Origin of the sequence: Sphingobacterium prati, assembly GCF_013167215.1 — a bacterium.
In the GTDB taxonomy this organism is placed as follows: Bacteria; Bacteroidota; Bacteroidia; order Sphingobacteriales; family Sphingobacteriaceae; genus Sphingobacterium; species Sphingobacterium prati.
Window position 1 is genome coordinate 152,683 of the sequence record NZ_JABJWY010000006.1, and the last position, 14,874, is coordinate 167,556.

Genomic DNA, 14,874 nt, shown 5'->3' on the forward strand with positions numbered 1-14,874 from the left:
AAGACAATTGGATTTTCACTGTACGACGCCAATTTTTATGTTAAACCTTTCCTTTGAAAGGCAGCTTGTAGCCGTTTTGTATAGTAAGAACAAACGCTATATTGAAATAGTTTTATTGAAGTGATTTTTTTAAATTTTTAATAATAACATTCTTACTTACTCCAAGTTTTAAATGTAAAAAAAATATGCCTTTAGGGAAGTACAGGTCGGGGCATGATGGCTTTTAGGAATTATTGCTTTATCTTGGATCTTTCCAATGGACCAAAACTATGATCACCTTATCTAAACACATATTATTTTCTTTTATCCTTTGCTTTTTATTTTTGCAGTTGCAAGGTCAGTCAGTTCCTGCAAATGGGTTTTTGAAGATTAAAAATGATATTTTTTGGGACACCCAAGACGGAGGTCCTTTATATAGCCAGGGAGGAGGTGTTTTTTCTTTCAAAGACCCTGAAGATGGGCAGACTAAATATTTTTGGTATGGAGCAAAATATCAAGAATCTGAAAAATACCGAAATGATCCTAGTGTTACTCCTGAACGTGACAATTTTGTTTCTGTCACTTGTTATGTGTCTAGGGATCTCGTAAACTGGACCTCTCATGGAGATGTACTGACTCTTGATGAACTCAATAAAAATTCTATCCAGACGCGCTGGGCAGGACGTTTAGGTGTCGCATATATCAAGGAAATAGACAAGTATGCGCTACTCATCCAACATAATGATCAATTATTAGTTACCTTATCAGAGCGTCCCAATGGACCATTTAAATGGCACCAGCGCATCAATATGACTGGTATGATAGGCACAAGCAACACCGGAGATCAAACGGTTTTCACCGACGAGGATACCGGAAAGTCTTACCTGGTGTATTCCTATGGAAGAGGACGAAACAAGATTTACATTTCACAAATTGGTGTAAAGGACGGTAAGGTAGGACTATTGGATTGTAATATGGTATTTAAAGGCGAGGGACGAGAGGGTAACTGTATGTTCAAACATAATGGAAAATACTATTTATTTGCCTCCAACTTATATGGCTGGGACTCCTCTTTTGCTTATTACTTAGTTTCAGATCATATTTACGGCCCATATACGCCAACCAATGAAATGCTGATCATGGAAGGCTCAGAGGCAGATTATGCCCATGTCACGCAAACAGGATTTTTTGTCACGCTAAAAGGAACTAAAAAGCAGACAGTTATCTATTGTGGAGACCGATGGGCTAATTTTGCGGGCAATGGTCTAGGATATAACCAGTGGTGTCCCCTTTCCTTTGATGGCCCAAAGCCTATTTTTAATTCCTTAAGTTCATGGAGTCTTCATCCAACAACAGGAGAATGGCTGGTGAACAGTGACAATAATTATGTTAAAAACGGGAGTTTCGAGGCCGATAGAAGACATATACCAAGTCCAGTAAAGCCCGTTCAGGAACAGTTATTAGGATGGCAAACCACTATCATTAAGGGAAATATACTCTCTGTCAGTGATTCTTTATCTCCTGTGCTTAATTATTTCAATACTGTCGAGGATAGAAAGCAGGTAATTGGAGAAAAGAGTTTGCAGATTAATGATAAAATAGATTTTAAACGTAAGGTTTCACAGATTATTCAGTCTAGCCAGCATGTGGAACTAGCGGATGGGAAATATACTTTATCTGCAAAATTTAAACGCAGCAGCGGATTTGAGGATATCTATATGTATGCCTTAAGTAATGGTAAAACGTATAAACAAAAACTGAGCAAAGCGGATCGGAATTGGAGTAATATTACCCTAGAGAATATATCCATAAAGAATGGGCACATTGAAATAGGTTTCATTGCTAGTGGGAAGGCGAATGCTTATTGTCATATAGATGATATAACGCTTATTAGATCTAAATAACCCGCATGGAATACGATGCTTTCTCGCCCTTTTTTAATAACGTTGAAATTTGAAAAATTACCAAGACTAATCTGGTGACTTTGTTGCATGTACGTAATGAATGGAAAGTGTCCACATCAATCAATTTGTATAATAGTATCCAATAACTAGTGGTCAGTTCGGTCATACCAAAAGCTGGCAACTAGTGAATCATATGTTAATTTAGAATCCATGTCGGAAAATGTGTTTTTTTTAAATTTTAAGAAGTCAGGTTGGGCGGTTTTTGATACGATCAGACTGGTTCAGAATTCCTTTCTAAAAAAGACAAGGATTGAATTTGTGGATTAAGTGGATATCATTGGTTGATTTGAAATATTATAAATTTTTAAGGTGTATTTTCAATAGATCAAGTATGGATTGTAGATCAATCTGCCCATTATAGTATAGTGCTTTGCTTTTAATATACGATTGATTAAGTTGTTGTTTTAACTTGTCGTCTTCTAGTAAAAAAGCTTGATTTTGTGAAATAGGGATTTCGAAGTCTGCGTTAGGGAATCTACGCTCTTTATGGTTTAAATACTCAGGAGTTCCAATGAATTCCTTTACTTCTTGTTGATTGAGGAGTTGGTATATGTCATAATATTGACGCATAAAGTTGGCTTGACTATTTCCCGAACTTTGCATATTTCTAAATTTGGTTGCTATCGTTTGCAATTTTTCTACAAAGGTATAGCGCATATCATAACATGGAATTTGCAGCGCTCTGTTATCTGTTAAACTAGTTGATGCTTGTAACGCTTTGTCAAACGCCCATGACGAAATATCCATAGGATTGTTTGGAGTTACGTTATCGAATCCTACTTCTAATAAAATTCCTTCTTTTAATCCTGGCAATGCGTTAAAAAAAGAATTGTAAATTAATCTTATTCCTCCACTCCGATAATAATCGGTATCGTCAAAGAAAGTATCTCTTTCAACTACTTCAATCCCCTCTATTTTGATTTCATCTGCTAGCATGTCATAGAAAGCTAGTCTTTTGGCAACATTGTTTGCATTGGTATTTTTAGGATTTTCATTTATCCCCAATGTTGCGCCGGGGTGGATGTGGATGTCAATATCCTCTGAAAATCTATCAATTATTTTATATGCTTTTGATAGGGACGTGCCACCTTTTAACTCAAACCGAAAGCCTAATTTTTGAAGTCCGTAAAGGCAATGCATAATCCAATAATCTTTTTCGATCAATATGGGATCAATCGCCCGTTCTTCAGATTCCGCAAGGAGTAAGTCTTTGAAGCTCTTGTGCTGATGTAGATACATTGTTCTATTCTAATTTATTTATTATTTTTTTAGCTTTTATAGAACCATATTTATCAGCATTTTTTTTAAGAAGCTCTTTGTTAAAGTGCGGTACCTTTGACTTTAGATTATCTACTAAAGTTTGCTCATCTTCTTCCAGGCTTTTTATATTATTTAATAAATCGATAACTAAGTATTCGGATGACAGTTGCTTCGGAAATTTAGACTTACGCCTAAATTGATAAACCTTATTGCCAAGTTTGACATCTTCATGTTTTTTATGATTGTACACCTTTTTGCTATTATACAGCTGCGTTGTTCCCAATCCCAATGAATTGTAATAATTGGGTGATGTTATCAAAAAATCATCACCTTTTAAATATTTTTTTATTACATCTTTCTCCTCAGGTGCAGAATCTCCGAAAGCTGTTTTTTTAGGTGCATAGTATAAGCCTTGAGCTATTTTTTTAAGACTACCTTCTCGTACTAAGTTCGCTAAATCACGATCTATCGATTTTGACGATTTTGCTAAATCCTCTCTACGATATACCAGCCCTTTTCGTATTGATTTCCTTAAATTATCCAGCTTATACATGATTCAAATGTATGAAATAAAATTCAAATTTCATGCAAATTTTTGTACGTAAAGTAGTTTTATTTTTTTTAAATATGCTGTATATGAGTGTTGTAGCGAAGGTTGGTATTAATAACTTTTTCTAATTTGTATTACCATATATAAATAGTATTTAACAAAAGTGGTCTTTCAGACAGGTAAAAGACAAGCTACTAGTACATCATCTATTTATAGAGTCACGTCGAGAGACGTGGCTTTTTACGTCAAAAAGGGCCTGATTCTTTGTTTGTACAATAATTTTTATATTCCTATCCTGGCCCGTTATGCACCGATATATACACCATGTACTAACGAGTTTTCTTGAGCAATTGATGGCGATGTAAAGAAAATAAAAACGGTTGTTGTGAACAGGTCAAGGTAGAAATAAAGCTAAGTACTGAAGGTTTTGATAGGCGCTTTTAAGAGCCATATTAAAGGAAGATAATGGTTTTGTAATTGCATAAATGTGATAAGTAATGTCCTCAATTAGGCATTTACAACAAAATACTTTTTCAGGAGCACTATCTGCCCTAGGTGATAATAGCAGTGTTCAATCATCGACTCTATATTTAGCAGATAAGTACCATATTTCTCATCTATAAAAATTTCTTGTAGTTTTTCTTTTGGCATTTGTTCAAGCATCTGAGCAAATTCTATGGCATCTTTCCAAAAATTAGTTAAAAAAACTTCCCATTCATCACTTGAAATTATAGCAGGAAAATCAAAGCTATATTTATCCCTTATAGTCAGAGTTCCCTCTCTAAAAGCATCTTTAACTCCTTTTATGTAGTAATGAATGTGTTGGGCGAGAATGGCAATTGAATTTAGATTGTCAAACTGTTTCGTCGCCGTTTTCCAGTCAAGTCCTTCCAGTTGATCCCTATAATTGGTGTTTGCAATAAAAGTTCCATTCAAGATCACTTCTTTGAACCTCCTTGCCAATTCATGCCTAAGTTCCATTCTTATAGTTATTTAAGTTATAAAGTTACATAATTTATGAATTTTCTAAATTGTTGAATGATCTAGAAATTATCCCATTATTCCCCGATAGCTCAAAATCAATTAGTTTCATACTTTATCTCATATTTTATTCGTTATCAAATAAATACATGTGTCGTAGCCGTTTCGAGGGATGTAGCTTTTATATTATAACTGATAAAATATACAATAAATCATACTCAAATTAAAAGCTGCATGACAAATTATAGCGCCCCAAATAGCCTCTGTTTTCATCTTGAAGAAGTAAAACAATCTGCTTGCAAAATACATTGACAAACACCAGATAAGTGTTGGTATGAAAAAAAAATGCCAACCGTCGAGCCAGTATACTAATCCAAAGTGAGCAATGTGTGTTAAGGCAAATGCAGAGCTATCTAGCATTGATGCACCATGATTTCCAAATCTCGAAACAAAGGTTTCATGAACTATTCCTCTAAAATATAGTTCTTCACCAAATGGGCTAAATAACATCCCCGTACCAGCCATGATGAGGAACATTTGCCTTTTTGCCTCTATCGTTATATCTGCGGGAATTTTATAAGAATTGGCGATATACACATACCAGTTTTGATAACTATCTTGATAAAGGAGTGTACCCAAAAGGAATAATAGGTAAGCATACAAGCAACCGCCAATAAAAGCTATGAATAACCACTTATAACTTTTAGGTCTGTTCCAACCAATGGCCCTCATGCCTTTTTTATTTAAGAATATGAAAGGAACAATAAATGATAACAGCATTGTTAAACCAATAAATTGATAATTAGCATATTGGTTAGCATGGAGCACCATAATAAATCTTGGTACACAAATTATGATAATTAGAAATAAACCAAACTTCCAGTTGAAATTGAGAATACTTTTCCAAGAGCTTCTTAAATAAGATTGCATAAAAGATGTCTTTTTAATCGGTTGCTTTAAGATAGTAAAAAATCTTTCTCTTTTCACCTCCCCATTCCCGCCATTCACCGAGTTTTCCTGTTCGTTAATCTAAAGCCCGTAGGGTAGGGGCGTATTGTGTTGTAGTTTTGAATCAACAAATCAGTAGCGTCCTAAATGTGATTTAAAAAGTGGTGGTGAATGATATAGCAGGGAATGCTATATTTAGTTCGCTAAAACAGATCACCACCATGGTAAATATAAACGTATTTTCTCAGATTCTCTCGCTTATCGACCGCGAGCGTTTCAATTTTTTGGTGCGCAAGCATGATTCAGACAAGCACCACAAAGGTATCAACAGCTGGACGCATTTGGTAAGCATGCTTTTCTGCCATTTATCGTCTGCAGATTCGGTTAGAGACATCAGCAACGGTTTGCGGAGTACAACGGGCAATATGCGCCACATGGGTATCAGCAGGGTGCCCAGCAAGTCCAATCTGTCCTACATGAATGCACATCGTGACCAGGTGTTGTTTCGAGACCTGTATGTGGAGTTATTGGACAAACTCTGGCAGAAGCAGACGCATCTTCGCTCAGAACTGCGGATGCTGAAACGCAAAGTGCTGTTGATGGATGCCACTGTGATCCCGCTTTGCCTGTCAGTGTTTGATTGGGCAAAGTTCCGAAGTGCCAAAGGTGCGGTGAAGCTGCATACGATACTGGATTACGATGGTTGTATGCCCAGCTTCGTGCATATTACCGATGGAAAAACACATGAATCCACCGTCGCAAAGACCCTATCCTTTCCCAAAGGATGTGTAGTGGTGGTGGATCGGGGTTATGTCGATTACGCCTGGATGAACGTTTTGGACAGCAAGGGCTGCTTTTTCGTAACAAGGAGCAAATCCAATATGAAATATACGGTATTGAAGTCTTGGCAAAGCGATGAACTGAAAGAAGCAGGGGTGATTGAAGATCAAGTTATTGCCTTGGATGGCATCTCAGCAACTCGGTACGGAGATAAGAAGATGCGTCTTGTCCGGGTTTGGGACAGCATCAAAAATGTGGAATACGAGTTCCTGACCAATCATTTTCAGTGGAAGGCGGCAACGGTAGCTGCACTTTACAAAGAGCGCTGGGAGATCGAGACGTTCTTTAAACACCTCAAGCAGCGGTTGAAGGTCACCATTTTTGTAGGCACCTCCGAGAATGCCGTTTACATCCAGATCTGGACAGCGATGATCGGGATATTACTTTTTAAGTACATTCAGAAACGTGCGAAATATGGCTGGAACCTGTCCAATCTGGTGAATTTCATACGGCTAAATATCTTCGTGAAGATTGATCTGTGGAAATGGGCCGATGACCCATTTATTTCGGGCAAACCACCCGATCAAAATGGACAGTTTAACCTCTTCTGAAACGGACAGGAGGGGGTAATTCGGAGAGCAACAACAAAATCTGCATGGAAAGACCTGTAGATAGGGGTTTTTATGGACCTAAAATTTATTTAGGACGGTACTGTCAACAAATAAGAACAATATAACTAACACTATAAAAAAAGACATTATGAAAACACTAGTAAAAACATTCACAGCAGCAGCCTTAATCGCAGTATCAACATTTGCTATGGCGGCTGAAAAAACAGTATCAAAAACTGAAAAAGAAAACGTTAACCTTTCTACAGCAGATTTCGCTTTAGACCATTATGTTGCGGTAACCACAGAAGGAGAGTCAGCAGGGATAGGGCAGATATTTGCTACCGATTTCAATCAAAAGATCCAAGCTACAAATGCACAATCTTATAATCGCAGCGCGGTCGTTAAATCTTTGAAAAAACAAAAAGGCGAAAAGCTCAACTGTACAGTAACTACCGACATTATCGAAGAGTCAGCTGACTATATGGTTGCTAAGGTGACATTGAAATTTGAAGATTTTACCAAGACTGATCTGGTGACTTTGGTACGTGAGGGGGATAGCTGGAAAGTATCTAGTTCAGTCAATTCGTATAAATAGCACCCTATCACTAGCGGTTTGCAGTCCAAAAGGGGCAAACCACTAGTGAATCATATGTTTATTTTAAAGCCATGTCGGGAGATGTGGTTTTTTGTTTCCGATATTTTGATACAAGACTTTAATCCTAATATTATTATCATCAGGTTAAAATAGTGGGCGATACCCGATCTTTAAAAAGTTGATATTACACAAAAGTGTAGTTTTTTTCTTTTAATACTTATATTATAAGTGTTATATTGGGCGTAATATATTGTTTGTATACGATATGTTGTGTATAATTATGATATAAGATTTATTTAATTGTAGCGTGTAGTGTATATTAATGTGATTTATAATTATATAAGCATAATTATAAAGTTTCTGTTTAAGTGTTATTTGATAAATTTTAAATAATTATGAAATTTTCATCTCAATCCCGGAGTAAAATTTTATAATAAAGTGACTCATGAACATAACTATTGCATGATAATTTTTTAGTAGGACTTCACATACTGTTGATAACCTGATTGACATTATATTTTATAGTAAAGAGATCATAGATAAAGACTACTTTATAATCAAATGCCTGGAATACAAAAAATGAAGAGAACAAATATTATATACTTACTACTGATATTGGCTGTTGTAATCTGTTTGCTATTATTGCCTATTATCAAAGTGCCTATCTCAATTTCTGCTCAAGGTGTTGTCCGTCCAAAAATGGAGAATACGAAAATACTTTCACTGGTAAATGGTCGAGTTACTGATAATCGTATTATCGGTAACAATCAGCATGTAAAACAGGGCGATACTTTACTAGTTGTGGTTTCAAAGGATCTAGAAAACAAATTGACCCTAAATCAGGATTTAATGATAGATTATTCTCGTCAAATAAATGATTTGCAGCTTATTCTTAATGGAAAGGCAAAAAATCTGCAAGGTGGGCAATATCAGCTCGAATATATTTCCATGGAGCAGCGTATGTCGGAAATACAATCGCAGGTGACATTGGCAAGACGAGAATTGAATAGAAATAATCAACTGTATAAGCAAGGCGTTGTGTCTCAAGCTGAGCTTGATAAAAGCCAGTACTCTTTTGAGCAGCTAGAGAACCAACTTCTTACTATAAGGAAGCAACAGATGGCTCAATGGAGTGCAAAGCTCGTTGAGTTGAAACAAAAGACACAGTCACTGTCCTCCGAGAAGAAGTCGATTCAGATCGACGGTGAAAACTATATCGTACGTGCGCCTATAAGCGGCACCGTAGTAAATTTCAAGGGCTATCAGAAAGGCAGTCAGGTAGTGCAAGGACAGGATATTTTAGAGATTTCGCCCGAAGATAATCTTATAGCAGAATGCTTGGTACCCGCTAAATCTATTGGTTATATTAAAGATGGTCAGTTGGTAAAATTCCAGATGGACACCTATAACTACAATCAATGGGGCTTTGTTTACGGTAAAGTACATGACATCGATTATAATTTGATCGTTGATCAACAGAAAGGAACCTTTTTCAAGATCCGATGTGTCATGGAACAAAAACATTTAAGCTCACCCAATGGAAATAAGGTTACAATAGGAAAAGGAAATACTTTTAACGCACGATTTTATCTTTTGGATCGCACGTTGTGGCAACTTCTTTTTGATAGAGCGGACGACTTATTCAATCCTAACCTTGGCACTAAATCAGCCGTATTATAATAATAAATCACTTCGTCGCTGATAAAACAATTTACACGAATGAAAAGGAAACCGGTATGTATCAAACAACACGATATTCGTGATTGTGGCGCCGCCTGTCTGGCATCTATAGCTAGCTATTATGGTATGAATATCCCCATAGCGAAAATTAGACAACATTGTCATACAGATACCCGGGGTACCAATGTATTGGGTATGATACAAGGGCTGCAGCAGATGGGATTTAATGCAAAAGGTGTAAAGGGAGCAATGGATGCCATTCCACAAATTCCACTACCAGCGATTGCTCACGTTGTGCTTAAAGAACAACTTCAGCATTATGTGGTGATCTATAAAGTTGAAAAAGATAAAATCACTGTCATGGATCCCGGTCCGGGGAAATTGGAGAAATATACATTTGAGGAGTTCCAGAAAGTTTGGACAGGAGTATTGATCTTAATGGAGCCAAACGAGTACTTTGAACAAAAAAATGAGACCATTAGTGTCCATAAACGCTTCTTGAATCTGGTAAAGCCCCATCGATCTGTCGTTGTTCAAGCATTAATCGGAGCTGTGGTGTATACATTGCTGGGACTTTCAACATCATTTTATATCGAGAAAATTACCGATTATGTTCTAATTGACGGTAACACTCGGTTGTTGAATCTTCTTTCAGTGGGGATGTTAGTTATCCTGGTATTTCAGCTTTTGATCGGGACATTAAAAAGTGTGATGGTTCTGCAGACGGGACAAAGGATCGATAAATACCTTATTTTAGGTTATTACCGACACCTGCTGACTTTACCACAACGATTTTTTGATACGATGAAAGTCGGAGAAATCATATCGAGGGTTAACGACGCTGTAAAAATACGGGCCTTTATTAATGATATTGCCATCCAGGCTGTTGTAAATATACTAATTGTTGTCTTCTCCTTTGCCCTGATGTTTACCTATTTCTGGAAATTAGCGCTAATTATGCTCTTGGTGATTCCGTTCTATTTCCTTGTTTATTGGCTGTCCAATAAACTGAATAAAAAAGTTGAACGTCGTATGATGGAAGAGAGTGCAGAGCTGGAATCGCATTTGGTCGAATCGCTCAATTCTGTCAAGACTATTAAGCAGTTTGGGATTGAAACCTATTTTAATAGTGGAACCGACAATAGGTTCTCCCATTTGTTGAAAACCATCTATGCCTCAGTCATGAATGGATTGTTTTCTGGAACATCGAGCGAGTTTTTGTCCAGGCTCTTTACTATCATTTTATTATGGGCGGGCTCGTATTATGTCATCAACCGGACTATTACTCCTGGTGAACTATTGTCTTTTTATGCTTTGATCGGATACTTTACTGGGCCAGTTACGCAATTGATCGGTATGAATAAAACCATACAAAATGCACTGATTGCAGCTGACCGGTTATTTGAAATTATGGATCTTGAACGTGAGGAACAAGAAAATAAAATCCATCTGACTTCGGACCTAATTGGAGATATTGTTTTCGATAATGTCCGATTTTCATATGGATCGAGGGTAGAGGTGTTTAAGAATTTTAGTTGTACCATCGAACAGGGTAAAATGACAGCAGTCATCGGTGAAAGCGGCAGCGGTAAGACAACGTTGGGCGCACTGATTCAGCAGTTATATCCAGTACAGGAAGGAAAGATCCGTATTGGTCAATATGATTTAAATTATATTTCCAAATCCTCTTTGCGGGAACGCATAGCCATAGTGCCCCAACATATAGACCTATTTTCAGGCAATGTGATCAATAATATCGCTGTAGGTGAAGATGTGCCCAATTTTCAACGTCTTTTACAGGTTGTCAATGAATTAGATATGATGTCTTTTATTGAAAAATTACCGTCTGGATTTGAGACCTATCTCGGTGAAAATGGAGCGATGTTATCGGGCGGGCAGCGGCAGCGTATTGCTATTGCCAGGGCTTTATACCGCAATCCTGATGTTCTGATCTTGGATGAAGCTACTTCGGCACTGGACTCATCCACAGAGCAGGTTATTCAGCGGGCATTTCATCGTTTTAGAGACTCGGGTAAAACAATGATTGTGATTGCACATCGTCTCAGTACGATTGCCGAAGCAGATAAGATCCTTGTGCTCAAAGATGGTGTACTGATAGAACAGGGAGAGCATAATCAGTTATTGGCGGAAGAATCTGCTTATAAAGATATGTGGAAGAAGCAGTCCATTTTATTAAATTAATTCATACAAGAGTTGCCCTTATAAATCTATTTTCCATATGCGTATTCATCAACAGAATCTTTTCGTCCTAAAGTGGTGCTTTATACCCATCTTGATTCTTATGGTTACAACCGATATAATGGCACAGAAAAGTTGGTCACTACATGAATGTATTGACTACGCAATAGCGCATAATTTGCCGGTTAAACAGCAGGACATTAAGGCTGCAATCAAAATATTAGACCAGGAGATGGCCTTGCGTGAACGCCTACCCAGTGTCAACGGTTATGCCAATGGCTATACTACTTTTGGGCATTCACAAGATGTATTTGGTACGATCCGGCGCAATGATAATCTAAACAGCAACATCGGGATAAATGGTGAAATAACCCTATACCAGTATAATTATTCTAAGAATCAAGCAAAGAAAGCTTTGAGCGAAGCTGAACAGGAACGTATTGAAAAGGAAATTTTAAAACGAAATCTTTCTGTTCAGGTCATGGAATCCTATCTACAAGTTCTCTTAAACCGAGCGCTTGTCGTTGCGCAAGATTCAGCCATCGGGTTTTCATTGCAGTTACTGGATAAAGCTGAAAAAAGTACAGCTATAGGTGCGACAGCTGTCTCCGTTGTCGCTGAAGCAAAGGCCAACTTATTGCGCGAGAAACAACAATATCAACAGTATCATAAAGAAATGCAGCAATCCATTTTAAAGTTGGCTCAGCTATTGAACTATCCAGATTATAAGAACTTACAACTCTCAGATCCAGTATTGGAAAATGAGATGATCTCAGTTCCGATTTCTAGTGAATTATCTGCGCTCAAAGAAGAAGCCTATTTACATAACCCTGTATTTGCCAAGTTTCAAAGTCAGTTAGAGGGAATTGATCTCGAATCCAAATTGATTAAATCTGCTTTATATCCCACCATAAAAGGGTCAGCAGGCCTGGGTAGCACCTATTTCAATGCATTTAAGGCTTCTGATACACGGCACTTCTTTGCACAGACCAAAGACAACTTTGCGCAGCAGCTTGCCGTGACAGTTTCTATTCCCATTTTTAATAAAGGAAAAAGTAAACGACAACTTAGGCAAACGGAACTCAGCAAACAACACATTCAGCTTTCAATTGAAAATGAACGGTTGATCCAAGCACAGATTCTAGACAAATTGTTGCTCGAAATAGATGAAAATAAAAAGCAATATCATATTGCTGTAGAAGCAAGTGGGGCTACGGAGCAATCACTCAGCTATACCGTTCGAAGTTTCGATGCCGGCAGAGCCTCAATTTATGACATAAACACGAGTAAAAATAATTTGATTAAGGCCGAATCAGAGCGGATTCGTGCGAAGTATACTGTAGCATTTAATCAAATGATGCTACGTTATCAGATTTACGGAACGATAAACTAAATTATTATGCAATTATTCAAATACATAGATCGGATCAATTTGTTGGACAAATTAATCCGTCAGCGACGAACGGGAACGCCTTCTGAATTGGCAAAGCGATTGGGGATATCTGTTTCTCGTTTATATGTCATGCTTGATGAACTCAAAGGCCAGGGGGCACCAATAGAATATTCGCGTCAGAGCTGTACTTATTTGTATACTCATGAGTTTATGATTTCTATTTCGTTTAAGATAGAAACGTTAGGGGATGATAAGCTTAGGTATATTTCTGGGGGGACAGTTTTTCCGACAGCTTCCGAGGCTGGAAAATATTTAACAATCGAATTTTTTAAATATCAAATTTATTAAAACAGATAGCAAATTTTTAGAACATTTAAAACGCTAATATCACTAACAGTATAGATTCTACGATAAAATATCAAATAACCAAGCCGTTAGATTGTTTATAGCGTGAATGGAAGATACAAAAAAGAACGCTATAAATGTGCTTTCTCTTTTTGATATATAGCTATAAGTACAGGCATAGAAAAGTCCTGAAAAAATAGTTACCGAGAAATATATTAAATTATAATGGTGCGTTAACGCAAACGCCAAGGTAGAAACAACTATGATTAATGAATTTTTTAATCTGAATTTTTTACCTAAATAAAAGATTAATGACTGAAAAAGTAAAGTTTCGATGAACGGAGCGAAGAGAACAGATGCAAAAAATACCATATAATTTGGTTCCTCTTCAATGGGATTATGAAGGTACTTTTCATCAATTACAGTTACCAAGTAGGATAAAAGGCCTGTTATGAATAGTTTTCCGAAAACTAGTAAAAAAAATAAATTTTGTAAGCTGACTGTTTTAAAAAAATATTCTATTTGAGGTTTTCTCATGTACAATTCTGTTCTTCGAGAGAATAAAAAAAGTAAAAGATGTTTTTCTATTTTTAAGTTCCCCTGCGAAACCAAAAAGAGTAGCAAATCTACTCATAATTATGGATAGATTATAATATTGCTATATGGTAATTTAGACCATATAGCAATATATAAAACTAAAAATGATTAGCTGTTGGTCCGCCTAATCCGCCGTCAAGCTCTCTCTCTTGAGCTTTTGCAAAGCTACCGAATGCGTAACCGATTGCAAATCCCAAATCTCTAAAAAAACCTCCACCATCAATACTTAAAATTTCAGAATCTGATAGTAATTCCAAGTCTAAATTATTTAATTTTTCCATTTTTATATATTTAAAATTTTTAATTGTTACGCATTTCCTGCTTTAAACCCTTCTTTTAAACCTTCCCAACCGTCTGTAACAGCGTCGTAAATTGACCCCATCTCAAATATCCACTTTGCCCAATTGCCACCTTCTGTGTCGGTCATCTCGTCAAATGTCAATTCTTCGAGTTCATTTAATTCCAAATGATTCATAGATTTATTTTTTAGAATAAATTCCTACTCTATTTACGCCTTTTCGGATTCCTGCTTCGTTGATCAACTACTCTAAGATATCTTTCTCCACTACATAAAAACAGTAGTGAGTAAAAAAATATTTCATAGCTAGATAACTTAATGTATTTTTGAAAGGATGGATCTAAACAGTCGGTTTGAAATAGTTTTATTGGAGCGAATTATTTTTGATAACTTGAGTCGGCTATTTAAAATCGAGGATAATTTATTCTGTCATAAGTATTCTCACATTACATCTCCAATTTGGGAGGTGAATATAGATCTATTACCTGGAACAAAGTTATTCTCTCCAACTGCCGTCTGATTACCGTAAATTCAGTGAATTATTGCAAACCGATTCACCTCCCAATTTCCACCATTCACCGAGTTTTCCTGTCCGTTGATCTAAAGCTCGTAGGCTAGGGGCTGATTGTGTCATAGTTTTGAGTCAACAAATAAGAACAACAGAACTAACACAATAAAATAAAGACATTATGAA

General features: G+C 36.6%; 14 protein-coding genes. 7 read left to right on the top strand and 7 right to left on the bottom strand.

Going from position 1 to position 14,874, the window contains the following annotated elements; all coding sequences use genetic code 11:
- Window positions 1–269: 269 nt before the first annotated feature.
- Window positions 270–1,883, top strand: a complete 1,614-nt coding sequence (locus HPC41_RS00590) for a family 43 glycosylhydrolase (RefSeq protein WP_172392064.1) — start codon at window positions 270–272, stop codon at window positions 1,881–1,883.
- A 354-nt stretch (window positions 1,884–2,237) separates the two neighbouring features.
- Here HPC41_RS00590 and HPC41_RS00595 read toward each other — a convergent pair whose 3' ends face one another.
- The 4 genes from HPC41_RS00595 to HPC41_RS00610 all read right to left on the bottom strand — a co-directional run bounded on the left by HPC41_RS00595 (window position 2,238) and on the right by HPC41_RS00610 (window position 5,664).
- Entirely contained in the window at window positions 2,238–3,182 is a 945-nt protein-coding gene (locus HPC41_RS00595) for a nucleotidyl transferase AbiEii/AbiGii toxin family protein (protein ID WP_172392065.1), read from the bottom strand.
- Between the two features lie 4 nt (window positions 3,183–3,186).
- Window positions 3,187–3,756 carry a type IV toxin-antitoxin system AbiEi family antitoxin domain-containing protein gene (locus HPC41_RS00600; RefSeq protein WP_172392066.1) on the bottom strand — a complete coding sequence of 190 codons (570 nt, stop codon included), beginning with the start codon at window positions 3,754–3,756 and terminating at the stop codon, window positions 3,187–3,189.
- Window positions 3,757–4,260: 504 nt separating this feature from the next.
- Entirely contained in the window at window positions 4,261–4,734 is a 474-nt protein-coding gene (locus HPC41_RS00605; RefSeq protein ID WP_172392067.1) for a DUF1572 family protein, read from the bottom strand.
- 186 nt (window positions 4,735–4,920) lie between these two features.
- Window positions 4,921–5,664, bottom strand: a complete 744-nt coding sequence (locus tag HPC41_RS00610) for a CPBP family intramembrane glutamic endopeptidase (RefSeq protein ID WP_172392068.1) — start codon at window positions 5,662–5,664, stop codon at window positions 4,921–4,923.
- Between the two features lie 185 nt (window positions 5,665–5,849).
- Here HPC41_RS00610 and HPC41_RS00615 point away from each other — a divergent pair, with 185 nt between their 5' ends.
- From HPC41_RS00615 to HPC41_RS00640, 6 genes are all read left to right on the top strand, one after another.
- Window positions 5,850–7,073, top strand: coding sequence for an IS4 family transposase (locus HPC41_RS00615; protein WP_216660613.1), 1,224 nt, complete (start codon window positions 5,850–5,852; stop codon window positions 7,071–7,073).
- A gap of 148 nt (window positions 7,074–7,221) precedes the next feature.
- Window positions 7,222–7,668 carry a nuclear transport factor 2 family protein gene (locus tag HPC41_RS00620; protein WP_172392069.1) on the top strand — a complete coding sequence of 149 codons (447 nt, stop codon included), beginning with the start codon at window positions 7,222–7,224 and terminating at the stop codon, window positions 7,666–7,668.
- A gap of 579 nt (window positions 7,669–8,247) precedes the next feature.
- Complete coding sequence (locus HPC41_RS00625; RefSeq protein WP_172392070.1) at window positions 8,248–9,348, top strand: HlyD family secretion protein; 1,101 nt, start codon at window positions 8,248–8,250, stop codon at window positions 9,346–9,348.
- Window positions 9,349–9,387: 39 nt separating this feature from the next.
- Window positions 9,388–11,550, top strand: coding sequence for a peptidase domain-containing ABC transporter (locus tag HPC41_RS00630; protein ID WP_172392071.1), 2,163 nt, complete (start codon window positions 9,388–9,390; stop codon window positions 11,548–11,550).
- 118 nt (window positions 11,551–11,668) lie between these two features.
- Entirely contained in the window at window positions 11,669–12,940 is a 1,272-nt protein-coding gene (locus HPC41_RS00635; protein WP_172392072.1) for a TolC family protein, read from the top strand.
- A 6-nt stretch (window positions 12,941–12,946) separates the two neighbouring features.
- Window positions 12,947–13,288 carry an HTH domain-containing protein gene (locus HPC41_RS00640; RefSeq protein WP_172392073.1) on the top strand — a complete coding sequence of 114 codons (342 nt, stop codon included), beginning with the start codon at window positions 12,947–12,949 and terminating at the stop codon, window positions 13,286–13,288.
- A gap of 57 nt (window positions 13,289–13,345) precedes the next feature.
- Here HPC41_RS00640 and HPC41_RS25740 read toward each other — a convergent pair whose 3' ends face one another.
- From HPC41_RS25740 to HPC41_RS00655, 3 genes are all read right to left on the bottom strand, one after another.
- On the bottom strand, window positions 13,346–13,822 hold the full coding sequence (locus tag HPC41_RS25740; RefSeq protein WP_172392074.1) for a CPBP family glutamic-type intramembrane protease: 477 nt from the start codon (window positions 13,820–13,822) through the stop codon (window positions 13,346–13,348).
- 158 nt (window positions 13,823–13,980) lie between these two features.
- On the bottom strand, window positions 13,981–14,163 hold the full coding sequence (locus HPC41_RS00650; protein WP_172392075.1) for a hypothetical protein: 183 nt from the start codon (window positions 14,161–14,163) through the stop codon (window positions 13,981–13,983).
- Window positions 14,164–14,189: 26 nt separating this feature from the next.
- Window positions 14,190–14,357 carry a hypothetical protein gene (locus tag HPC41_RS00655; protein ID WP_172392076.1) on the bottom strand — a complete coding sequence of 56 codons (168 nt, stop codon included), beginning with the start codon at window positions 14,355–14,357 and terminating at the stop codon, window positions 14,190–14,192.
- Window positions 14,358–14,874: the final 517 nt, after the last annotated feature.